Origin of the sequence: Asanoa sp. NPDC050611 (assembly GCF_040654855.1) — a bacterium.
Lineage (GTDB): Bacteria > Actinomycetota > Actinomycetes > Mycobacteriales > Micromonosporaceae > Asanoa.
Genome location: NZ_JBFAIU010000116.1, coordinates 1 through 21,253 on the forward strand (window position 1 = coordinate 1; position 21,253 = coordinate 21,253).

The following is a 21,253-nucleotide window of genomic DNA, read 5'->3' on the forward strand; positions in this document are numbered from 1 at the left end:
TCCGGCGGAGTGCGGTCCTAGACAACCCACACCCCAACCGGAGGCTTTCCCTATGTCAACATCCCCGCCCGCTACCAACGTCCTGACCGGGTACAACTAGCGCCCTAGACCGCGGTGAAATAGCGGCGCAGGCGTTCGGCAAGGGCGGCGATCTCCGGTTCGCCGCCCCGCGGTGCCTCCGCCCAGCCGTCGGTCTCGAACCACGGGATCTCGTCCGGCGTGCCGCGGTAGCGCGGGAACACGTGCTGGTGGAAGTGCGCGACCCCGCGGCCGATCACGGCGGAGTGGATGAGCTCCGGGTCCACCTCGGCGCGCAGGGCGATCGCGGCGCGGCGGGCGGCGCTGCCCACCGCCGCGGCCTCCACGTCGGTCAGGTCCTCGATGTGCGGCGCGTGCCGCAGCGGCTCGATGAACAGGTGGCCCAGCAGCGGGAGCTGGCCCGCGGGCTTGTGGGTGACCGTCACGAGGTCGTCGCGCCAGATCTCCGGGCCGCCGGCGAGCGGACCTTCGCCGCGGTGCTTGGCGCAGATGGGGCAGTCGTCCATGGCACCGCAGGATATTGAACGGGGTCAGCCCTTTTCCAGGTATTCGGCGCGTTCTTCGTCGACGAGGAGGGCGATCGAGCGGGCCAGGGCGGGGTGCCTGGTCAGCTCCGGGTCGTCGGTGACCAGGTCGATGGCCTCCTGGCGGGCTTCGCCGATCAGCTTCTCGTCCTTGAGGAGCGACAGCAGCCGCAGGTGGGACCGGCGCCCCGACTGGGTCGCGCCGAGCACGTCGCCCTCGCGGCGCTGCTCGAGGTCGAGCTCGGCGAGCTTGAAACCGTCGGTGGTCGAGGCGACCGCGTCGAGCCGCTCGCGGGCGGTGGAGCCCTCGGGCGCCTCGGTGACCAGCAGGCAAAGCCCGGCGGCGGAACCCCGGCCGACCCGGCCGCGGAGTTGGTGGAGCTGGGAGACGCCGAACCGGTCGGCGTCCATCACGATCATCACGGTGGCGTTGGGGACGTCGACGCCGACCTCGACCACGGTGGTGGCGACCAGCACGTCGAGGTCGCCGGCGGCGAAGGAGCGCATCACGGCGTCCTTCTCGTCGGCCGGCAGGCGGCCGTGCAGGACGCCGATCCGCAGGCCGTGCAGCGGGCCCTCGGCGAGCAGCGGCGCCACCTCGGTGACCGCGAGCGGCGGGCGGCGGGCGGTGCCGTCGTCGTCGGGCGGCGGCTCCTCGCTGTCGGAGGCGGTGCCGTCGCCGATCCGCGGACAGACCACATAGGCCTGGTGCCCGGCCTCGACCTCTTCGCGCAGCCGGCGCCAGGCACGGTCGAGGAAGGCCGGCTTGTCGGCGGCGGGCACCACGTGCGAGGCGATCGGCGAGCGGCCGCCGGGCAGCTGGGAGAGGGTCGAGACCTCGAGGTCGCCGTAGACGGTCATCGCGACCGTGCGGGGGATCGGCGTCGCGGTCATCACCAGCGTGTGCGGCGGCTGGCCGGCCTTGGCACGCAGGGCGTCGCGCTGCTCGACGCCGAACCGGTGCTGCTCGTCGACCACGACCAGGCCGAGGTCGTTGAACTCGACGCCCTCGTAGAGCAGGGCGTGGGTGCCGATCACGATGCCGGCGGCGCCGGAGGCCACCTCGCCGGCCGCCGCCCGGCGCGCGGCCGCGCCGAGCGAACCGGTGACCAGGGCGACCCGCGTGCCGGCGGGGTCGCCGTCGAGCTCGCCGGCCCGGCCGAGCGGGCCGAGCAGCGCCGAGATGCCGCGGTAGTGCTGTGCCGCCAGCACCTCGGTCGGCGCGAGCAGCGTGGCCTGGCCGCCCGCGTCTACGACCTGGAGCATCGCGCGCAGCGCGCAGACCGTCTTGCCGGAGCCGACCTCGCCCTGGAGCAGCCGGTGCATCGGGTGCGTGGTCGCCAGGTCGGCGGCGATCTCGGTGCCGACCCGGCGCTGGCCCTCGGTCAGCTCGTAGGGCAGCCGGCCGTCGAACGCGGTCAGCAGCCCGTCGGGCGTGGCCGGGCGCGGCCGGGCCGGCAGCGCGGTCGCCCGCAGCTTGCGCTGCACCAGCGTGAGCTGGACGGCGAACGCCTCGTCCCACTTGAGCCTGCGCTTGGCCCGGGCCAGGTCGTCGCGGGAGCCGGGCCGGTGGATCTCGCGCAGCGCGGTGTCGAGCGGGATCAGGTTGCGGTCGGCGAGCACGGTGGCCGGCAGCGGGTCGTCGACGGGGGCCAGCGTGTCGAGCACCACCCGCACGCAGCGGGCGATGGTCCAGGTGGGCACCGCGCCCGCGGCCGGGTAGACCGGGATCAGCGCGCCGGCGAACTCCTCGATCTCCTCGGAGGCCTCTCCTTCGTCGCCGAGCAGCACGTAGTCGGGCCCGTTGAGCTGCCGCTTGCCGCGGAACTCGGTGACCTTGCCGGCGAACAGCCCCCACCGGCCGGGACGCAGGTCGCGCTCGCGCCACGCCTGGTTGAAGAACGTCAGCGTGAGCATGCCGCCGGTGCCGTCCTCGACCAGCACCTCGAGCAGCTTGCCGCTGCGCTGGCGCATCGGCCGGGTGGTGGCCCGGCGCACCTGGCCGAGCACGGTGACGTCTTCGCCGATCTCCAGCGCGCGGATGTCGGTGTGCTCGCCGCGCTCGTCGTAGCGGCGTGGGAAGTGATAGACGAGATCGCCGACGGTACGCAGGTCCAGGTGCTTGTCGAGGGCCTTGGCCGTCTTGTCGCCGAGCACCTTCTTGAGCGGCTCGTCCAGTGTGGTCATTCGACACCCACCAGGAGCGGATAGTGCGGGTGCCCGCCGGGATAGGCGTGCACCTCGACGAACGGCCAGTGCGCGGCGGCGTGCGCGGTCAGGGCCTCGGCCAGCCCGGCCGGCGCCTCCGCGCCGATGACCAGGGTGACCAGCTCGCCGCCACCGCCGAGCAGCCGGTCGAGCAGGTCGCGGCAGGTGTCGGTGAGATCGGTGCCGATCAGGTGCACCTCGCCCTCGACCAGCGCCAGCACGTCGCCGCGCCGGCACGGGCCGGCCACGGTGAGCGCGTCGCGGCTCGCGTAGCAGACCTCGGCGTAGCGGCACGCGCCGGCCGCCTCGGCCATCGCGATGACGTCGTCGTCGAACTCGCGGGCCGGGTCGCGCACGGCCAGCGCCGCCAGCGCCTGGACGGGGGAGCGGGTCGGCACCACCCGGACCGCGGCGGTCGCCTCTCGGGCCGCGGCGGCGGCCACCGGCTGCGTGTTGGGGTCGTTGGGGAGCACCACGACGTGCGCGGCGCCTGTCGCGGTGATCGCGGCGAGCAGCTCGCCGGTGGACGGGTTGCCGGCGACGACGGTGGCGCCCTCGGCCTCGAAGACCGCCGCGATGCCGCTGCCGGCGGCGACCACGACCACGGCCCGGTCGGGCCCGTCGGCGGCGACCTGGTCGGCGAACCGGGTCACGGCGATCCGGTGCGGGCGGCCGGCCTCGACGCCGGCCTCGACCGCGGCGCCCACGTCGTTGACGTGGACGTGCACGTTCCAGGTGGAGTGGTCGCCCTCGCCGGTGCCGACGACGACCAGCGAGTCACCCAGCTCGGCGAGCCGGGCGCGCAGCTTCTCGACCGCCGGCTCGGGAGCGTCGAGCAGGAACTGCACCTCGTAGCCGAACTCGGCGGACCCGCTCTCCCGGGCCGCGACCAACGGCCGCCGACCGCGCGGCGCGGCGACCACCGGCGGCTCGGCGCGCACCTCGCCCGTCACCACCTCGACCAGGGCGTCGAGCAGCACGCAGAGGCCGCGCCCACCGGCGTCGACGACACCGGCGCGCGCCAGCGCGGGCAACTGCTCGGGCGTGCGAACCAACGCCTCCGCGGCGCCCACGGCGGCCGCCCGCACCACCTCACCCAACGCGCCGGCAGCGGCTCCCTCCGCGGCGGTCGCGGCGGCGGCGGCGACCGAGAGCACGGTGCCCTCGACCGGGTCGGCGACCGCGCCGTAGGCGGCGTCGGCGCCGGCCCGTAGGCCGCGGGCGAGGGCCGGACCGTCGATCGTGGGCAGCGTCGAGGTCGCGTCGGCCAGCCCGCGCAGCACCTGCGAGACGATCACGCCGGAGTTGCCGCGGGCGCCGAGCAGCGCGCCGCGGGCCATCAGCCGCAGCACCTGGCCGTGTGGGGTCGGCTCGCCCTCGACGACCGCGTCGAAGACCAGTGCCTCGTTGGCCGAGGTCAGGGTGAGCACGAGGTTGGTGCCGGTGTCGCCGTCGGGCACGGGGTAGACGTTGAGCTCGTCGATCTCGCCCTGGTGGCGGCGCAGCCCCGCCAACGCGCCCGCGCACCAGCGGCGCAGCGCCGTGGCGTCGAGGCTCTCCAACACGCGTCCGAGCCTATCGGTTGCCACCGACAACTCCGGCTCTCCCGGCACGGCGCCCATCGGTCCCGGTCGGGCCATCACCAGGACAGTGCGCCTACTCCGTGGCGATCATGCGGAGGCCCTGCTTGTAGTCGACCACCGCGGGGGTCCAGTCCAGTTCCGTGCGGGCCTTCTCGTTGGACACGCGCATCGAGGTGGTCATCGCCGTGTAGCCGTACGGCGCGGCCAGGCGCAGCACCGGCGGCGGGACCCGGACCGGCCGCTTGGCGTCGACCAGGCCGGCCATCTCGTCGAGCAGGCTGCCCCAGGTCACCGGGACGCCGTCGACGATGTTGTACGCGCTGCCGGCCCTGCCCCGCTCCAGCGCCGCCACCGTCGCGGAGGCCGCGTCGTCCAGGTGGATCATGTTCTGCTCGCCGCCACCGCCCTTGATCACCGGGAACCGCCGCTTGCGGACCGTTTTGATCATCCGCTTCGTCCCCGGGTCCGAGCCGTAGAACAGGCCATACCGCAGGGACACGCCCTCCAGGCCGTCGGTCGTGTTGGTGGCCTGCGTCTCGGCCTCGTGGAAGGCGTCCATGATCGGGCCGAGCGGACCGTCGGCCGGCACGCCGAACGGGTCCGCCTCGGTCAGCTCCCGCGTGCCGTGGTCGCCGTAGCCGTACCCGTACACGATCGACTGGCTCACGAAGCGCTTCGCGCCCACCGTGTGTGCCGCCTCGACGAGGTTGGCGGTGCCGGTGGTGCGCAGGGTGTTCGTCTTGTCCATGTCGCGGAAGCGCAGCGGGGGACGGGTGAGCGCCGTGCACTCGTGGATCACGGCGTCGGCCTGGAGTCCGGACACCGCCCGCAGCAGGCTCTCGCGGTCCAGCACGTCCGCGACCAGGTACTTCGCGCCGAACGCCTCGAGCCGCCGGGTGTTGGCGAGCAGGCGGGTGATGCCGATGACCTCGTGGCGGTAGGCGACCAGCCGCTGGATCAGCGGCGTCCCGATGGCGCCCGTGGCACCGGCCAGCAGTACCCTCATGACGGCCTCCTCGCCTCGTCGCCCGCACCTCCAGTGAACCGTGCCGGCGGCTGCGGCGGGAGGGGATTCGGCGGCTGACCCGGGCGTCGGGTATTCTCGTCAGGTTGCCTGGTCGGCGTCGTCCTTCCGGCAACCCCCAAGGCAAACCAATCCCAGGAGTATCCCGTGGCTAGCGTGTGCGACGTCTGTGGCAAGGGGCCGGGCTTCGGCCACAACGTGTCCCACTCGCACCGGCGGACCAACCGCCGCTGGAACCCCAACATCCAGACGGTGCGCACCCCGGCCGGTGGCGGCAACACCCGCAAGATGCAGGTCTGCACCTCGTGCATCAAGGCGGGCAAGGTCGCTCGCGCCTGAGGCGCGACCGAGACGAGCTTTCCGACCAGCCGCCGGGTCCCGACAGGGCCCGGCGGCTGCTCGTGTTCACAGCATGCGGCCGTACGACCGGACCCCGGGCTCGTTCCTGTAGTAGCCGAAGTCCGGGATCCGCTCGTAGCCGTTGGCGACGTAGAACGCGATCGCCTCGGGCTGCCGGTCGCCGGTCTCCAGGATCACCCGCTTGCGGCCCGCGTCCCGCGCGGAGTCCTCGATCGCGCGCAGCACCGCCCGCGCGACGCCCTTGCGCCGCCCGGCCGGGGCGGTCCACATCCGCTTGAGCTCGGCGGTCTCCCCGTCGGTGCCGTGACCGCGCCACCCGGCGCAGCCGACCGGCGCACCGTCCAGGAAGGCCACCAGGAACGCGCCGTCGGGCGGCTCGAACTCGCTCGCGTCGACCGGGGTCTCGTCACCCGGGCTGTTGTAACGGTCGCCGAGGTCGGCCAGCAGGTCGGCGACCAGGGCGATCGACTCGGGCGCGGTGAACGGCAGCTGCCGGATCTCCAGTTGCTCCACGGACACGACGGTACGGCGGCAACCGATCGGTAACCGGTCGCCGCCGCTGTCGTGACGATCACTCCGCTAGCGCGCGCCCGCCACCGCGACGAGCTTGTGGGTCCAGAGCACCTGATAGCTGACCGTGTCGCCCTCGCCCGACGCCCGCCCGACGGCCCGGCCCGTGGCCGGGTCGAAGAGGATCTCGTCGAAGCGGCCCTGCTCGGTCTGGCGGAGCGCCCAGACCCGCTGGTCGTCGAAGACGGTCTCCCGGGCCGACAGGCCCTCGAACCCCTTGATCATCTTCAGCATCGTCACCCGGACGGCGCCCGTCAGCAACGGCTCCGAGCTGGCCAGCAGCTCACCGAGCTCCTTCGCGAGCAGGTGGTCGCCCGTCCACTTCTTGTTGTCGCCGATCCCCACCAGCAGCTCGGTGCGCAGCGCGGCCGGCTCGGTGGGCAGGCCCGCCAGCCACGCCGGCGTCGGCTGCCAGATCGACGGCTTGTCGACGGGCCGGCTCTCACCCGGCGGCATGTCGACCCCGTTGCGGGTGATGGCCTTCGCGCTCATGCCCTCCGGTGCGTACCAGATCTCGCTCTCGTCGCGGACCATCCGGCCGGGCTCCGGGTCGCCGATGTCGTCGACCGTGGTCGCCCCGGACATCCGGGTGTAGACGAGCTGGCCCGGCCGGAGCGTCTGGGCCGTGGACCCGGCCACCTTCCCGATCAGCGTGTCGATCGCGTGGGCGGCGTCGATGGGTTCGCTCGGTCCGAGGCTGACCGGCTGGCTCGTCGGGCCGGCAGCGTTCGGGCCACCGCCCGCGTCCGCCTTGCCGGTGGGCGGCGCGGTGGGCGCGCCGCCGACCTCGACGGCCGGCCCGGCGCCGCGATCGGGAAGCAGCACCACGCCGCCCGCGGCCACGCCGGCGACCAGCACCGCGGCGGCCGCCGGCACCCACCGGCGGGCCGGCCGGCGCCGGGCGGGCGCGGCCTGCCGGCGGGTCATCGTGTGCCACGTGCGGGCGACCGACGCGTCGGTCGGCTCGGTCACGCCGGGCGGCAGCTCACGCACGGCGACGACGTCGGGATCGGTCACAGCGTCTCTCCTTCGGGGGCGAGGGCGGCGCGGACCTTGGCGCGCGCCCGGTGCAGGGCCGACTTGACCGTCCCGACGGGGATACCGAGGGCCGTGGCGATCTCCGCGTGGTCGAGCTCCGCGATCGCGAAGAGCAGCAGCACGTCGCGCTGGCGCCGGGGGAGAGCGGCCAGCACGCCCGCGAGCCGGCGGACGGTCCGCTGGGCGTCGATCCGCGCGGCTGCCGCGTCCGGGTCCGCGCCGGCGTCGGCGAGCGCCCGCAGCGCGCGGACCTCCGTGCGCCGGTGCCGCCGGAGCAGGTTGGTGGCGATGCCGTAGAGCCAGGGCAGCACGCCGCCCCGGCTGGCGTCGTAGCGGAACCGTTGCTCGTACGCGACGAGGAAGGTCTCGGCCACCACGTCTTCGGCGACCTGTTCACCCACCCGGCGGGTGCAGTAGCGCAGCAGCTCCCGCCCGTAGGCCGTGAACATGCCGGCGAGGTCCGCCGGGTCGGCCACAGGATCGGTGGTCGTCGTGGTCATACCCCTTCTTGCCACGACGCCCCGTTTCAGTTCCCCTAGGCGAAGTGGTCCCAGCCGGTCGGGCCCTTGGGCGGCCGGCCGTCGACCGTCACGCCCGTGCCCTCGCCGACCCGGCCGATCTCGCGCCAGCCCTCCGGCAGCGACCGGTCCGGCGGGAATGTCGCCGCCAGCGCGTGGTCGTCACCGCCGCCGAGCACCCAGTGGTACGGGTCGACGCCGAGCGCCTGGGCCGCGTCCCGCATCTGCGGCGGCACCTCGAACGCGCCGCGGTCGACGTCGATCGCCACCTTGCTCGCCTTCGCGATGTGCCCGAGATCCTGCAGCAGCCCGTCGGAGACGTCGAGCATCGCGGTGGCACCGGCCCGGGCGGCCGCCGGCCCGGCCGCGTAGGGCACCCGGGGTCGCCGGTACGCGTCGACCAGCAGCACCGGCGTGCGGAAACCGCGGCTCAGCACGGTGTAGCCGGCGGCGGCGTAGCCCACCCGGCCGCACAGCGCGACGATGTCACCCGCCCGGGCGCCGCCGCGGGTCACCGGGTTCCGCCCGCCGAGGTCGCCGAGCGCGGTCACCACGATCGTCAGCGTCGGGCTGCCGGCCATGTCACCGCCGACCACCGCCGCGCCGACCGTGGCCGCCTCGGCCGCGAGCCCGTCGGCCAGGTCCTCGGCCCACCGGGCGTCCAGCCCGGGCGGGGCGCAGAGGGCGACGAGCAGCGCTGTCGGGGTGGCACCCATCGCGGCGATGTCGGCCAGGTTGGCCGCCGCCGCCCGGTGCCCGATCTCCACGCCGCTGGCCCAGTCGCGCCGGAAGTGGCGGCCCTCGACCAGGGCGTCCGTGGACGCCACGACGCGGCTGTCGGGCGCGGCGACGATCGCGGCGTCGTCACCGGGGCCCAGCAGCGTGCCGGGCCCGGGCTGCAGCCGGGCGGTGACCCGGGCGATCAGCCCGAACTCTCCCGTGCGGGCCACACTCACCAGTAACCTCCGGGGTCGATACCTGCTCCGTTGCGGTAGTTTCACTTCTCGTGCATTTGGCGGCGATTGGAGACGGGTCGTGGTCCAGGCGTACATCCTCATCCAGACCGAGGTCGGAAAGGCGCGTGACGTGGCCGCGTCAATCTCGGATATTCCGGGCGTCGTCCGGGTCGACGCCGTGACCGGACCCTACGAGGTGATCGCCTTGACCGAGGCGCACACGCTCGACGAGCTCGGGAAGATGATCGTTTCCCGGGTGCAGCTCGTGCCCGGAATTACCCGCACGATCACCTGTTCGGTGGTGCATCTGTAAGTGGAACGTTCGACCCGCCAGGCCGCGATCATCGCGACCGCGGTGGCCATCCCGCTGGCCGTACTCGTGGTGCTGGTCTCCTTCTGGCAATTCTCTCCCGACGAGCCCGCGGCGGCGCCGGCGAGCCCCAGCCCGGTCCCACAGGCGACGACGCCGGTGCCGATGACCGCGGCCAAGCTGACCCCGCGCGCCGAGACGCTGTGCCGCGCCCTGCTCTCGCAGCTGCCGACGGCGCTGCGCGACCGGCCGCAGCGGCCGGTGACCGAGGGCACGGAGCAGAACGCGGCGTACGGCGACCCGGCGATCACGCTGGCCTGTGGCATCCCGGCCCCGACCTACCCGCCGACCGACCTGGTGAGCCTCTTCGACCGGGTCTGCTGGCACGCGGCCGAGACCCCGGAGGCGACGGTGCTGACCACGGTCGACCGCGAGGTGCCGATCCAGGTCACGGTCCCGAAGGCGTACGAGGCCGCGGCCCAGTGGACCGTGGTCTTCTCCAAGCCGATCATCGAGACGGTCCCGAAGATGGCCACCCCACCCACCGGGTGCGCCGGCTCGGTCTGACGCCCGCCACGCACTGACAGATGGAAATGCGTTGGTAACAGCGCAACGCCGTCACGGAAATCTGGTCCTTACAGACTGCGCATCATGTCGATCTTCCCTAAGGGGGACGCGTGACGCAGCAGCTACCCATCCCGCCCGCCGTCAGCCGCCGCGGCTTCCTGCGCGCCGTCGGCCTGTCCGGGGGCGCCGGCGCGATGTTCGCGACCATGGGCGCCCTCGGCCTGGCACCGACGGCGGCCGCGGCGGCACCCGCGTACCGGGCGCCCAGCCCGGCCGACTTCCACCTCACCGGACGCGGCCGGGCCGGCGTGGTCGTCCTCGGCGGTGGCATCGCCGGCCTGGCCACGGCGTACGAGCTGGGCAAGGCGGGCTACGACTGCACCGTGCTGGAGGCCCGTGACATCGTCGGCGGCCGCAACTTCACCGTGCGCGGCGGCACGACGGAGACCGACCTCGACGGGCACACCCAGCAGGCGCGGTTCGGCGAGGGTGTCTACCTCAACGCCGGGCCGGGTCGGCTGGCCCAGTGGATGGTCACCCTCGACTACTGCCGCGAGCTGGGCGTCCCGATCGAGGTGTTCACCAACGCCAACGCCGACGCGCTGATCTACAACGAGTCGACCGGGATGACCGCGCCCGTCCGCTACCGGACCGCCAAGGCCGACGTCTTCGGCTACGTCTCGGAGCTGTTGGCCAAGGCCACGAACCAGGGTGCGCTGGACGCGGCGCTGACCGCGGCCGACAAGGAGCGCCTGATGACGTTCCTGCGGTCGTTCGGCTCGCTGGGGTCGACGCTGTCCTACACCGGGGGCAGCCGGCGCGGCTTCGCCGGCTATCCGGGCGCCGGCAACGACGAGGGCACGCCGCTGGCGGGCCCCGGGGCGCTCTCCGACGTGTTCGCGAGCAATGTCGGGCGCTACTTCTCCTTCGAGCTCGGCTACGACCAGGCGATGCTGATGTTCCAGCCGGTCGGCGGTATGGACCAGATCCCGAAGGCGCTGGCCCGGGCCGTCGGCCACCACCGGATCAAGGTCGGCGCCGAGGTGACCGACGTGACGGACAGCGGTTCGTCGGTCGCGGTGACCTACCGGCAGGGCAAGGCGACCCGCGTGGTGCGCGCCGACTTCTGCGTCGCGACGCTGCCGCCGCACCTGATGGCCCGCGTTCCGCACAACCTCGGCACCGCGGTGACGGCGGCGCTGTCCGAGTTCGGCGTCACGGCCGCAGGCAAGATCGGGCTGGAGTACAGACGACGCTGGTGGGAGGAGGACGACCGGATCTACGGCGGCATCACCGAGACCGACTTGGACCTGCAGCACATCTGGTACCCGTCGTACGGCTTCCATGGCCGGCGCGGCCTCGTGGTCGGCTACTACAACACCGGCGCGGCCGCCCGCACCTACAGCGCGCTGCCGCACGCCGAGCGCGAGGCACGGGCGCTGGCCCAGGGCGTGAAGATCCACGGCGAGAAGTACCGCGCCGAGCTGGTGTCGTCGTGGTCACAGGCCTGGGACCGGACCCGGCACCTGGAGGGCGCCTGGACCTCGCCGCGCTACACCTCGCCCGGCTACCAGCTGTTGCTGGAGCCGGCGGGCCGGGTCTACTTCGCCGGCGACTGGCTGAGCCACGAGGTCGCCTGGCAGCACGGCGCGTTCGTCTCCGCACGCTCCGCGGTCACCGCGATCCACCGGCGGGTGCTCACCACGACCTAGTCGGCGCGCAGGGCCTCGCCGGCGATCTCGATGTGCACCGTCTTGCCGACCAGGACGCCGCCGCTTTCCAGGGCGACGTTCCAGAGCAGGCCGTAGTCCTCGCGCTCGATGTCGGCGCTGGCGCTGAAACCGAAGATGTCCTTGCCGTACGGGTCGCGGCGCACGCCGCCCCACTCGACCTGGAGGTCGACCTGGCGGGTCACGTCGCGGACCGTGAGCTGGCCGTGCAGCGTGAACCGCACCGGGCCGGCCACCGGCTCGGGTGCGGTGGCGCGCCGGTTGAGCTTGTTGTTGCGCAGCCGGGCCCACAGGAAGATCGGGTCGTCGGCGCCCTTCCAGGACATGCCGGTGCTGCGGTAACGCATGGTGGGGAAGCGTTCGACGTCGAGGAAGTCGGGACTGCGCAGATGCGTGTCGCGGTCCGGGTTGTGGGTGGTGAGGCTGCCCGTCTGGATGATCGCGGTCACCGCCGACGCCAGTGGGTCCTCCGCGACCACGATCTGGGCGGTGGCCTCCCGGAACTCGCCCCGCACCGGGCTGACCATCATGTGCCGCGCGAGGAAACCAACCCGTTTGTGAGCCTGGTCCAGTGTGTAGACGCCAGCACTCGGGATGGTCATGCCCTCCCAGGTTCTGGTCGCGAATGTGGACACGGTTGTCTTCTCTCCCCCCAGATCGACCCGACCAGCATAAGGACGCTGTGCCTGGCCCTGGGGTTCGCTGACGTCAAGGTGTCACTCGACACAGCCGAAACGCGCCACCCCTCGAGGCGAGGGGTGGCGCGCTGGTGCGGTCGGTCAGGTCAGGCGGTGAACCGGAGTCGACGACGGCGGGCCAGGTAGAACAGCGCGCCACCGGCGAGCAGCAGCCCGCCCGCGCCGCCGGCGATCGCACCGGCGTTCGCGCCGGTCTTGGGCAGCGTCGGGGTGTCCTCGTCACAGCCTTCGGGCTTCGTCCACGAGATCGTCTCGTCGAGGTCCTCGCCGTTGACGCTCGGCGTGACGACGAGACCGGGGGACGCCGGGAAGGTCACCGTCGCGGTCCTGCCCTTCTCGACCTTCATGGTCTGCGGCTCACCGGTGTTCGGGGTGAACACCAGGTCGAACTCGAGCCCGTTCGGCGGGTTGATGACCGCGATGCTCAGCTGGTCGCAGGTCTGCTCGATCTCGGTCTCCGGGACGCAGCCGCCCTCGGGCTCCGACCACTTGTGCGAGTCGATCTCCTTGCCGCCGGCGGCGACGACCCGGATCTCCTTGGTCTTGTCGCCGCCGACCGGCACGACGATCGGCTCGGCGGACTCGCCGGGCGCGACCTCACCGGTGGCGACGGGCTTGTCGCTGCCCGCGACCAGCACCTTGAAGCGCAGCTTCCGGGTGGCGTTCTCCTCGTTGGAGACCACGACGGTGACCTGACCGGCGCAGTCGTCGGTGAAGGCCACCTCGGGCACCGACTTGCGGCAGCCGCCCTTGGGCAGGTGGACGGTGGCCGACCGGGTCGCGTTGATGTCGCGCTTGCCGCGCTTCCAGTGCGCGCTCACCTCGAGGGTGGCCTTCTTGGCGCTGAGGTCGAGCACCTGGGTCGTCCTGAGCACGTCGGCCTCGCCCTGGTAGGCGGGCAGTTGCCCGGGCGCGACCTTGATGGTGTCGCTCGTGAAGGCCGGGCTGAAGGTGGCGCCGGTGATGTCCGCGGCGAGGTCCTGCTCGCTGTTGCGGACCGTCCACTCGACCTGCCACCTGCCTTCGACACAGCTGGCGGTGCCGGAGACCTCGGGGTGGTGGGCGCTCGCGGGGGAGCCGATGACGACCACCGCGGCGAGGCCGACGAAGGCGGCCCCGGCGACGGCGAGCGGTCGCCGCATGACGGACGGGATTCGGAACACGCGTACTCCTGACAGGAAGGGGCGTTTCAGGGCACGGTCGAAACAGTCGTGCTGACTGTCGACTTAGGTCCGGCGGAGCGGTTGCCGGCACAGCCGGAGACCTTAGCGATTCCTGAACCGGACAGGCCGGCATCAGCCGGACCTAAGGATGGTGGTATCGATTCGAGACGATTCGTATACGGCTCGTCACGCGACCGTCCCCATTTGTCGTGACGGCTCACTCGAACGGGTAGCGTGCACCGTTATGGGCAGGCAGTCATGACCCGCATCGTCGCGGGGACGCTCGGCGGTCGCCGGCTGGCCGCGCCGGCCGGGGCGGGCACCAGACCCACTTCCGACCGGGTACGCGAGGCGCTGTTCAGCAGCATCGAGTCGATGGTGGACCTCGACGGTGCCCGGTTCGCGGACCTCTTCGCCGGCTCGGGCGCGGTCGGCCTGGAGGCGCTGTCCCGGGGCGCGGCCCACGTGCTGCTCGTCGAGTCCGACCCCCGGGCCGCCCGCACGATCCGGGCCAACCTGGCCGCGCTCGACGCCGTGCCCGCCGCCCGGCTCGTCACCGACCGGGTCGCCGCGGTCCTCGAGCGGGGTCCCGAGGGCGACCCCTACGACGTCGTGTTCGCCGACCCGCCGTACGCCGTGACCGACGAGGAGATCGCCGCGACGATGGCCGCACTGGTCGGCGGTGGCTGGCTGGCCCCGGACGCCGTGCTGATCGTCGAGCGGTCGTCCCGCAGCGGCCCGCCGCCGCAGGTGGACGGCGTCACCCCGGTGCGCAGCCGCCGTTACGGTGAGACGACGCTTTGGTACGGTCGCCGATCATGAGGCGTGCGGTGTGTCCTGGCTCGTTCGACCCGGTCACCAACGGTCACCTTGACGTCATCGGCCGGACGAGCCGGCTGTTCGACGAGGTGATCGTCGGCGTGCTGGTCAACCAGTCGAAGGCCGGGCTGTTCAGCGTCGACGAGCGGATCGCCATGCTCGGCGAGGCGACCGCCGGCTACGGCAACGTCCGGATCCTGTCGTTCCAGGGTCTGTTGGTCGACTTCTGCCGGAGCGTGGAGGCGGCCGTTGTCGTCAAGGGCCTGCGCGCGGTGAGCGACTTCGATTACGAGCTCAAGATGGCGCAGATGAACATCGGGCTCGCCGGCCTGGAGACATTGTTCATGCCGACCAACCCGCTTTATTCGTACCTGTCGTCGAGCCTGGTCAAAGAGGTCGCGAAATGGGGCGGCGACGTGTCGGCCCACGTTCCCGACCACGTTTTCGCGGCGCTCCGCGAGCGGTTGGGCGCGGGCGCCGGGCACTGACCTTCCTCGGCGACCTATCGTCGTGGTTCTATACCTGGTGCGTGGCCCGCGCCGACGGGCGGGCGACGCGCCGACCCGTAATGGGCCGGGTGTCGCCTCCTGGCCGCATCATGGACGGAGCAGCCGACCGGCCGCCGGCCAACCGGACCAGCCGATCGGCCCTCCGGCCGACGATGACAGTGACAGGAGTGTGCGGTGGATCCGTTCGAGCAGATCGACGAGATCATCGCGATGGTGGAAACTGCCCGCGCGGTCCCGATGTCGCGGCACAGCGCCATGATCGATCGCGGTCCCATGATCGCCAAGCTCGACGAGCTCCGCGCCGACCTACCGGGCGAGCTGCGGCGGGCAGCGGCACTGCTGGACGAGCGCGACAAGATCATGGACGCCGGCAAGCGTGAGGCCGACCGGATCATCAGCGAGGGTGAGGCCGAGCACGCCCGGCTGGTCTCGGTCAACGAGATCACGGTCAGCGCCGAGCACGAGGGCGCCCGGATCGTCGCCGAGGCCCGGGCCGAGGCCCAGCGCCTGCGGGAAGAGGTCGACGACTACGTCGACACGGCGCTGGCCAACTTCGAGCAGTTCCTGACCCGGGCGCTGGCCTCGATCGAGCGCGGACGCGACAAGATGCACGCGCTGCGCGAGATCGGCTCGTTCGTCGGGGAGGAGACCGAGCGTCCCCTGCCGTTCTGACCGGCCCGGTTCGCCGGACCCGGGGGACCTCGGGTAACGTGGCATGTCGGCCTCGACAGGCCGGAGTCTGACTATGCCAAAAAACACGCAAACCTTCCTCGACCCGCGGTCGCCGCTAGTTCTCGACACCAGAGAGCTGCCGCGCCGTCCCGGTGCCATGCGCACGGTCGACCGCGTCGTCCAGGCACCGTCCGACCTCGGCCTGGAGTTGATCGGTGTGCCGGAAGGCGCCGACCTGCGTCTCGATCTGCGACTCGAGTCGGTGTCCGAGGGCGTGCTCGTCTCCGGGACGGTCGACGTCCCGATCACCGGCGAGTGCGGCCGCTGCCTGCGCCCGATCAGCGACTCGGTGGTGGTCAGCGGTCAGCGCCTCGGCACCGGAGTCGGCGGTGACCACGCCGGCCGTGCCGGTGACCCCGGCCACGTCCAGCACCTCGCGGCCGGGGCCCCAGGCACCGATCGCCTTGGCGTGCCGCCAGCACTCCTCGACCAGCAGCCGGACCCGCGGGTCCAGGGCGGACGGGGTCGCGGCCCCCGCCTTGTCGTCGCGGGCCGGCACGGCGTCCGGCGCCGGTGCGGGCGCGGCGGCCAGCAGCAGGGCGTCGAACTCGACCGACCGCGCGGTCGCGAACGTCCGCTGCACCGGCAGGTCGCCGACCATGCCGCCGTGCGGTGCGATCAGCAGCGGCACCATGCCCGCCGCGAAGATGTCGCGACGGACGGCCGTGACCGCGCCGAGATCCGCGTCGACGCCGACCACAATGCCGATGATCCGTCCGTCCGGCGGCCACTGCTTGCCGACCTGCGAGAGCGCCGGGCTCGGCTCCACCGTCGCCAGCGGCTCCGTCGGGTCCGGCGCCGGCAGGCCCAGGCTGGTGGCGACCTCCGCGCACAGCACCGGGTCGATGTTGGCCAGGCAGCGCAGCTGGCGCTCCTTGATCGCCTGCTCGTAGCACTTGCCGAGCTCGAACGCGTACGCCCGGATGATGTGCTCCTTCTCGACCGGCGACATGCTCTGCCAGAACAGCCGCACCTGGCTGTAGTGGTCGTCGAAGGACGCCGGGTTGGCGCGCACCTTGGGCGCCTCGGTGACAGTGACCGGAACGTCCAGGAACGCGTTGTCCGCGTCGCCGGCCGGGAACGGGTTGCCGCCGTCGAGCGAGTTCGGCCGGTACGGCGCCACCCCCGCGTGCACCGCGTGCTGGTGGAAGCCGTCGCGGAGCATGTCGTTGACCGGGGCGTGCGGCCGGTTGATCGGGATCTGGTGGAAGTTCGGCCCGGCCAGCCGGGTGAGCTGCGTGTCCAGGTACGAGAAGAGCCGGCCCTGCAGCAGCGGGTCGTTGGTCACGTCGATGCCGGGCGGCAGGTGGCCCAGGTGGAACGCGACCTGCTCGGTCTCGGCGAAGAAGTTGCTCGGCACCCGGTTGAGCACGAGCTTGCCGACGGCCTGCACCGGCGCCAGCTCCTCGGGGACGATCTTGGTCGGGTCGAGCAGGTCGATCCCGGCGAACGTCTCCTCCGGCGTGTCCGGGAACAGCTGCAGCCCCAGCTCCCACTCGGGGAAGGCACCGGCCTCGATCGCGTCGTAGAGGTCGCGGCGGTGGAAGTCGGGGTCGACGCCGCCGGCCAGTTGGGCCTCTTCCCAGGTCAGCGAGTGCACGCCGAGCTTCGGCTTCCAGTGGAACTTGACCAGCGTGGTCTCGCCGGCCTCGTTGACCAGCCGGAAGGTGTGTACGCCGAACCCTTCCATCGTCCGGTACGAGCGGGGAATGCCGCGGTCGGACATGTTCCACATCGTGTGGTGCTGTGCCTCGGTGTGCAGGGAGACGAAGTCCCAGAACGTGTCGTGCGCGCTCTGCGCCTGCGGGATCTCCCGGTCCGGGTGCGGCTTGCCGGCGTGGATGATGTCGGGGAACTTGATGGCGTCCTGGATGAAGAACACCGGGATGTTGTTGCCGACCAGGTCGAACGTGCCCTCGTCGGTGTAGAACTTGGTCGCGAACCCGCGGGTGTCGCGGACGGTGTCGGCCGAGCCGCGCGAGCCGAGCACGGTGGAGAACCGCACGAACACGGGCGTCTCGCGTCCCGACTCGAGGAACCGGGCCCGGGTCACGTCCGACGCGCTGCCGTACCCGGTGAACACGCCGTGCGCGCCCGCGCCGCGCGCGTGCACGACCCGCTCCGGGATCCGCTCATGGTCGAAATGGGTGATCTTCTCGCGGAGATGGTGGTCCTGCAGCAGGGTCGGGCCGCGTGTCCCGGCCTTCAGGGAGTGGTCGGTGTCGCGCAGCCGGGCACCCTGCGCCGTCGTGAGGAACGCGCCCTGCTGGGCGTTGACGGTCGGCGGGGAACCGTTCTCGGCACCCGTCGGCGTCCGGTTCTCCGGCGTGCCGTGCTCGCTCTTGGGCGGCAACGGATCATGCGGCTCGGTGGGCTCGTCGACCGGCGGCGGGACACTGCTGGGCGCCCCCGGCACCTTGTCGGTGAACACCTCCGCCACCTTCGCCGCCGCGGCCTCCACGACATTCTTGACCGCCTCGGCGGGTTTGCGAGCTTCCATCACGTGAGCCCTTTCCTTTGGCTACTGCTCAACCGAGGCGGGCTACCCGCGATCTCGGCAGGTAAACAACCGGCTCGCCGGGGTCGGACGCTAGGCAACGTCGAGGTCATGGAGCGTGCGGGCGAGCGCCAGCAACTGTTCGTTCGACAAGAAGACGGCGGTCGTCTCACCGTCATCGGTGAATGCCAGTTGGATGAGCCTCATCCCGCAGTCGTCGAGTTGGTGGAGCGTCGCCTCGATGCCGACCAGGTCGTTCGGCAAGCTTGCTTTCAAGGGTCCCGAAACGTGCACTCCCTCGTTCGCACAATCAAGCCGACGACACCAATCAGGATGAACGATGAGCTGCTTCACGGTGCGCCTCCTTGCGTTGCGGCGGGACACCTCCCAGAGTCGGAACACGCCCCGCCGCAATCGGAATCGACGAATCAGCTCGGCGCTCGTCGCACGAACCAACCCATTCGTTTGCTTGATATCTTTCTGGCGCGCCGCGGATCGGGGAAGGCGGCCATTGTCGCCCGTTGTCGGCTGACAACGGCCGGCGGAAATCCATCGAACGTGGCTTAGGGTTCTCGCCATGGGATCGAAGGCGCGCCGAGCCAGCGAGTGGACCATCCACGGGGAGCGGGTCGTCGACGACTCCCGGCGCGCTGTGCTGAGCGTCGCGGATGTCGAACTGCCCGACGGCGTGCGCTTCGAGCAGTACGTCCTGCGCGTACCGGCCGCGGCGATGGTCGTCGTACTCGATGACGCCGATCGCGTGCTGCTGGTCTGGCGACATCGGTTCATCCTGAATCGTTGGGTCTGGGAGCTCCCCGGCGGTTATCTCGACCCGGATGAGGACCCACGGGTGTGCGCGTCCCGTGAGGTGGAGGAGGAAACCGGCTGGCGACCCCGGAACCTGGAAGTGCTGGTGAGGTACCAGCCGATGGTGGGGACGATCGACCAGGACAACACCGTGTATCTCGCTCGCGGCGCCGACAACACCGGCGCTGCGCCAGACGTCAACGAGACCGAACGTATTGGGTGGTTACCGCTTGCTGAGATCCAGCAGCGAATCGACGACGGGGAGATCGTCGGTGCGGGAACCGTGGCGGGGTTGCTGTCGTTACTGCTCAGAAGAGCCGGCGGGCGTCTCTAGGCTGGTCGCAGCACCGGACGCAGACGGCTTTTGAACGCCTCCACCGCAGGCAGGCCGGCATGTGGAGCCAGTCGGTTGGCGAGGTCCTTCAGGTAGTCGTGCGCACGAGCCGAGCGCATCCCGTCAGCCGCCTCAACCGCCTCTACGCCGACCGCACTGGCCCGCTCCACCTCTCCTGTCTGCGCATGCGCGACCGCGAGCAGCGCCAGGTTGAACTGCCGTCCCCGCGCATAGCGCCGTCCGTCCATCTCGAGCGATCGGGCGGCGAATCGTTCAGCCAGGTCACCGCGCCCCAGGGCGACGAAGCAGTGACCGAACTTCGCCGCCAGGTAACTCTCGTCGAAGTAACCGATCCACTGCGGGTCGCTGGTGCGGTCCGCGCGATCGAGGGTGCGTTCGGCGCGGTCGAGGGCCGCCGCGCAGGCGCGTTCGTTCCCAGCTGTGGCATGGCCGTGCGCCTCGAGAACGGCCGACTCCGCTTGAATCGCGGCGACGCCCGCGTCCGCTGCGGCGCGGCCGGCGGCGCGCGCCAGGTCCACCGCCTCGCTCGCGGCGCGCATGTGCGTTGCCTGGTGACTCATGGCCGCGAGGATCTCCGCGCCGAGCGCCCGATCGCCGGCGGTGGCCGCGAACCGCAGTGCCTGGACGAGATATGCCTGCGCCATTGCGTGCATGCCGACGTCGTAGGTCGCCCACGCTGCCAACTGCGTCGCTTCGGCCACCGCGGACAGCAGCGCCCTGCCCGTCCGTGCGTCGTAGCGGCCGCGGAGGATGGCGGCGACTTCCTGATCGAGGAACCGCACCACGCTCTCGCGTACGTGGCCTCCGCCGTACTGGTTGTCGAGTGCTCGATACGCGCCGGTGATCCGGCGGATCATCTCGACGTCCGGCTCACCGACGGGACGATCGCCCTCGGCCGCCGGCTGATCATCGAACGGGCAGGTCAGCCATCGCATCGTCGGCGCCATGAATGCCGCGGCGCTGAAGCCCGCGTCACGCAGCATGTGCCGGCGCTCCACGTCCTCCCGCCAAAGTCCCGTCGCGGTTTCCGCGCCATCGAGCCAGTCCGGTGCGAACTGCAATGCCGGAACCGACGCGCCATGCTGATCGACGCGCTGAGTCTGTCCGCCGCTGTCGGCTGACATCTCCTGTACCAACGCGGACAGCTGACCGTTGGCTTCCAGGGCCGCGTCGAGGAGCGCCGCAACGGACGGACTGGGTCGTTTGCTGCCGGCCTCGAGGTCCCAGAGAAAGCCGTGCGAGCAGTGGACCGCTGTTGCGGCGGTCGTTGGCCACCACCGCTACAATGACGGAAATCGATGCGATTCGGCCGCAGGTCAGGTGAGCATGGCCGATCTCGACAGTGTGCTCTGCACCGGGCCCTTCCACCTGGCGTTGCGGAAGGCGATCCGGGAGCGCGGGCTGACGCTCGAGCGGGTTCGGGTGCATCTGGCCCGCCGCGGCGTCGTGATCGGGGTGTCCAGCCTCAGTGACTGGCAGACCGGGCGGTGCCGGCCGGTCGACGAGCGCACGGTCGGTCACCTCGAGGACGTCCTCGGGTTGGCGCCCGGCACGCTGTGCCGGTTGTTGCGGGACAGCCACGGCCGGTTGGCCGACGTCGGGCCCGTCGCCGAGCTGCTCGACGGCCTGGGCGACTCGGACCCCCGCGAGCTCGAGCTGGTCAGCGTCCAGCAACGGATCGAGGTCGGCGACGACGGGCGGCTCGCGCGGATGTGGTTACGCACCGCGATCCGGGCCCGCCGCGACGGCGTGGACCGCTACGTGGCCCGCTTCTACGGCGACCAGGGGTGCGACCCCGGCCTGGTGCGCACCCGGGCGCTGCGCAACTGCCGGGTCGGGCGCCGGTTCGCGCACCCGGACGCGCCGGCGATCGTCTACGAGCTCGTGTTCGAGCAGGCGCTGCGGGCCGGCGAGACCTGGGTGTTCGAGAGCGAGCTGGTCGACCCGGGCGCCGGTGTCTGCGCGGAGTTCGCGTTCGGTTTCCGTTACCCGGCCGAGCAGTGCCTGCTGGAGGCGCAGTTCCACCCGGGCGCGCTGCCCGCGAACACGCGCGCGTTCGCTCAGTTCGACCTCGCCGACCGGCGGCACGCGATCGGTGACCTCCCCATGAACAGCCACCGCGCGGTGCACCTGATCGCGTCCGGGGTGGACTCCGGCGTGCTCGGGATCGCCTGGGACTGGCGTTAGGGCGGGCACCATATGGGTCGCGGCGGCCGGTGGTCAACCGGCGGAATTCCGCAGCTTGC

Annotated in this window: 21 protein-coding genes and 2 pseudogenes; 10 read left to right on the forward strand and 13 right to left on the reverse strand. The window is 71.9% G+C overall.

What is annotated here, in order from left to right:
- Window positions 1–104: 104 nt before the first annotated feature.
- The 4 genes from AB0H87_RS19200 to AB0H87_RS19215 all read right to left on the reverse strand — a co-directional run bounded on the left by AB0H87_RS19200 (window position 105) and on the right by AB0H87_RS19215 (window position 5,360).
- The gene (locus AB0H87_RS19200) at window positions 105–545 is read right to left on the reverse strand and encodes an HIT domain-containing protein (protein WP_360146911.1); all 441 of its coding nucleotides are present in this window, start codon (window positions 543–545) and stop codon (window positions 105–107) included.
- Window positions 546–569: 24 nt separating this feature from the next.
- Window positions 570–2,750: an ATP-dependent DNA helicase RecG gene (gene recG, locus AB0H87_RS19205; protein WP_360146914.1), complete on the reverse strand. Its 2,181-nt coding sequence runs from the start codon at window positions 2,748–2,750 to the stop codon at window positions 570–572.
- Window positions 2,747–4,336, reverse strand: a complete 1,590-nt coding sequence (locus tag AB0H87_RS19210) for a DAK2 domain-containing protein (protein ID WP_360146917.1) — start codon at window positions 4,334–4,336, stop codon at window positions 2,747–2,749. Before AB0H87_RS19210 ends, recG begins: the two co-directional genes overlap by 4 nt.
- 91 nt (window positions 4,337–4,427) lie before the next feature.
- A complete protein-coding gene (locus AB0H87_RS19215; protein WP_360146920.1) occupies window positions 4,428–5,360 on the reverse strand; it encodes an NAD(P)-dependent oxidoreductase in 933 nt (310 codons plus the stop codon).
- 165 nt (window positions 5,361–5,525) lie between these two features.
- Between AB0H87_RS19215 and rpmB the strand changes: the two genes are divergently transcribed.
- Complete coding sequence (gene rpmB, locus AB0H87_RS19220; protein WP_121158930.1) at window positions 5,526–5,717, forward strand: 50S ribosomal protein L28; 192 nt, start codon at window positions 5,526–5,528, stop codon at window positions 5,715–5,717.
- Between the two features lie 66 nt (window positions 5,718–5,783).
- Here the strand turns inward: rpmB and AB0H87_RS19225 are convergent, their stop codons facing one another.
- From AB0H87_RS19225 to AB0H87_RS19240, 4 genes are all read right to left on the reverse strand, one after another.
- A complete protein-coding gene (locus AB0H87_RS19225; RefSeq protein WP_360146965.1) occupies window positions 5,784–6,242 on the reverse strand; it encodes a GNAT family N-acetyltransferase in 459 nt (152 codons plus the stop codon).
- A gap of 75 nt (window positions 6,243–6,317) precedes the next feature.
- A complete protein-coding gene (locus AB0H87_RS19230; RefSeq protein WP_360146924.1) occupies window positions 6,318–7,325 on the reverse strand; it encodes a hypothetical protein in 1,008 nt (335 codons plus the stop codon).
- The gene (locus AB0H87_RS19235) at window positions 7,322–7,846 is read right to left on the reverse strand and encodes an RNA polymerase sigma factor (protein WP_360146927.1); all 525 of its coding nucleotides are present in this window, start codon (window positions 7,844–7,846) and stop codon (window positions 7,322–7,324) included. The genes AB0H87_RS19230 and AB0H87_RS19235 overlap by 4 nt, the downstream gene beginning before the upstream one ends.
- Window positions 7,847–7,881: 35 nt before the next feature.
- Window positions 7,882–8,820, reverse strand: coding sequence for a thiamine-phosphate kinase (locus AB0H87_RS19240; RefSeq protein WP_360146930.1), 939 nt, complete (start codon window positions 8,818–8,820; stop codon window positions 7,882–7,884).
- A gap of 79 nt (window positions 8,821–8,899) precedes the next feature.
- Here AB0H87_RS19240 and AB0H87_RS19245 point away from each other — a divergent pair, with 79 nt between their 5' ends.
- The 3 genes from AB0H87_RS19245 (at window position 8,900) to AB0H87_RS19255 (ending at window position 11,409) form a co-directional block, all read left to right on the forward strand.
- Window positions 8,900–9,133 carry an Lrp/AsnC ligand binding domain-containing protein gene (locus tag AB0H87_RS19245; RefSeq protein ID WP_089254975.1) on the forward strand — a complete coding sequence of 78 codons (234 nt, stop codon included), beginning with the start codon at window positions 8,900–8,902 and terminating at the stop codon, window positions 9,131–9,133.
- Window positions 9,134–9,697 (forward strand): DUF3515 family protein, encoded by a 564-nt coding sequence (locus AB0H87_RS19250; protein ID WP_360146934.1) that lies wholly within the window; start codon window positions 9,134–9,136, stop codon window positions 9,695–9,697.
- Between the two features lie 110 nt (window positions 9,698–9,807).
- Window positions 9,808–11,409: an FAD-dependent oxidoreductase gene (locus tag AB0H87_RS19255; RefSeq protein WP_360146937.1), complete on the forward strand. Its 1,602-nt coding sequence runs from the start codon at window positions 9,808–9,810 to the stop codon at window positions 11,407–11,409.
- Here AB0H87_RS19255 and AB0H87_RS19260 read toward each other — a convergent pair.
- Window positions 11,406–12,029, reverse strand: a complete 624-nt coding sequence (locus AB0H87_RS19260) for a YceI family protein (protein WP_360146968.1) — start codon at window positions 12,027–12,029, stop codon at window positions 11,406–11,408. The genes AB0H87_RS19255 and AB0H87_RS19260 overlap by 4 nt on opposite strands.
- A gap of 182 nt (window positions 12,030–12,211) precedes the next feature.
- Window positions 12,212–13,288 carry an LPXTG cell wall anchor domain-containing protein gene (locus AB0H87_RS19265; protein ID WP_360146940.1) on the reverse strand — a complete coding sequence of 359 codons (1,077 nt, stop codon included), beginning with the start codon at window positions 13,286–13,288 and terminating at the stop codon, window positions 12,212–12,214.
- A 258-nt stretch (window positions 13,289–13,546) separates the two neighbouring features.
- Between AB0H87_RS19265 and rsmD the strand changes: the two genes are divergently transcribed.
- The 4 genes and pseudogenes from rsmD to AB0H87_RS19285 form a co-directional block, all read left to right on the forward strand.
- Window positions 13,547–14,110 (forward strand): 16S rRNA (guanine(966)-N(2))-methyltransferase RsmD, encoded by a 564-nt coding sequence (gene rsmD / locus AB0H87_RS19270; RefSeq protein ID WP_360146943.1) that lies wholly within the window; start codon window positions 13,547–13,549, stop codon window positions 14,108–14,110.
- Complete coding sequence (coaD, locus tag AB0H87_RS19275; RefSeq protein ID WP_360146946.1) at window positions 14,107–14,595, forward strand: pantetheine-phosphate adenylyltransferase; 489 nt, start codon at window positions 14,107–14,109, stop codon at window positions 14,593–14,595. Before rsmD ends, coaD begins: the two co-directional genes overlap by 4 nt.
- Window positions 14,596–14,790: 195 nt before the next feature.
- A complete protein-coding gene (locus AB0H87_RS19280; protein ID WP_360146949.1) occupies window positions 14,791–15,288 on the forward strand; it encodes a hypothetical protein in 498 nt (165 codons plus the stop codon).
- Window positions 15,289–15,361: 73 nt separating this feature from the next.
- Window positions 15,362–15,646 (forward strand): annotated as a pseudogene (locus AB0H87_RS19285) (DUF177 domain-containing protein); the annotation flags it as partial.
- 6 nt (window positions 15,647–15,652) lie between these two features.
- Here AB0H87_RS19285 and AB0H87_RS19290 read toward each other — a convergent pair.
- Both AB0H87_RS19290 and AB0H87_RS19295 read right to left on the reverse strand, forming a co-directional pair.
- A pseudogene (locus AB0H87_RS19290) lies at window positions 15,653–17,848 on the reverse strand (catalase); the annotation flags it as partial.
- Between the two features lie 90 nt (window positions 17,849–17,938).
- Window positions 17,939–18,199 carry a hypothetical protein gene (locus AB0H87_RS19295; RefSeq protein ID WP_360146952.1) on the reverse strand — a complete coding sequence of 87 codons (261 nt, stop codon included), beginning with the start codon at window positions 18,197–18,199 and terminating at the stop codon, window positions 17,939–17,941.
- Between the two features lie 223 nt (window positions 18,200–18,422).
- Between AB0H87_RS19295 and AB0H87_RS19300 the strand changes: the two genes are divergently transcribed.
- Window positions 18,423–18,986, forward strand: a complete 564-nt coding sequence (locus AB0H87_RS19300; protein ID WP_360146956.1) for an NUDIX hydrolase — start codon at window positions 18,423–18,425, stop codon at window positions 18,984–18,986.
- On the opposite strand, the gene AB0H87_RS19305 is transcribed toward AB0H87_RS19300, so the two are convergent.
- Window positions 18,983–20,131, reverse strand: a complete 1,149-nt coding sequence (locus tag AB0H87_RS19305; RefSeq protein ID WP_360146959.1) for an XRE family transcriptional regulator — start codon at window positions 20,129–20,131, stop codon at window positions 18,983–18,985. The genes AB0H87_RS19300 and AB0H87_RS19305 overlap by 4 nt on opposite strands.
- Before the next feature lie 202 nt (window positions 20,132–20,333).
- Between AB0H87_RS19305 and AB0H87_RS19310 the strand changes: the two genes are divergently transcribed.
- Complete coding sequence (locus tag AB0H87_RS19310; RefSeq protein WP_360146962.1) at window positions 20,334–21,194, forward strand: hypothetical protein; 861 nt, start codon at window positions 20,334–20,336, stop codon at window positions 21,192–21,194.
- Window positions 21,195–21,253: the final 59 nt, after the last annotated feature.

What these genes read in the sequence shown, in the direction of transcription:
- AB0H87_RS19200 (WP_360146911.1), bottom strand. Translation starts at nt 545, where the DNA reads ATGGACGACTGCCCCATCTGCGCCAAGCACCGCGGCGAAGGTCCGCTC.
- recG (WP_360146914.1), bottom strand. Translation starts at nt 2,750, where the DNA reads ATGACCACACTGGACGAGCCGCTCAAGAAGGTGCTCGGCGACAAGACG.
- AB0H87_RS19215 (WP_360146920.1), bottom strand. Translation starts at nt 5,360, where the DNA reads ATGAGGGTACTGCTGGCCGGTGCCACGGGCGCCATCGGGACGCCGCTG.
- AB0H87_RS19235 (WP_360146927.1), bottom strand. Translation starts at nt 7,846, where the DNA reads ATGACCACGACGACCACCGATCCTGTGGCCGACCCGGCGGACCTCGCC.
- AB0H87_RS19260 (WP_360146968.1), bottom strand. Translation starts at nt 12,029, where the DNA reads ATGACCATCCCGAGTGCTGGCGTCTACACACTGGACCAGGCTCACAAA.
- rsmD (WP_360146943.1), top strand. Translation starts at nt 13,547, where the DNA reads ATGACCCGCATCGTCGCGGGGACGCTCGGCGGTCGCCGGCTGGCCGCG.
- coaD (WP_360146946.1), top strand. Translation starts at nt 14,107, where the DNA reads ATGAGGCGTGCGGTGTGTCCTGGCTCGTTCGACCCGGTCACCAACGGT.
- AB0H87_RS19300 (WP_360146956.1), top strand. Translation starts at nt 18,423, where the DNA reads ATGGGATCGAAGGCGCGCCGAGCCAGCGAGTGGACCATCCACGGGGAG.
- AB0H87_RS19305 (WP_360146959.1), bottom strand. Translation starts at nt 20,131, where the DNA reads ATGTCAGCCGACAGCGGCGGACAGACTCAGCGCGTCGATCAGCATGGC.
- AB0H87_RS19310 (WP_360146962.1), top strand. Translation starts at nt 20,334, where the DNA reads ATGGCCGATCTCGACAGTGTGCTCTGCACCGGGCCCTTCCACCTGGCG.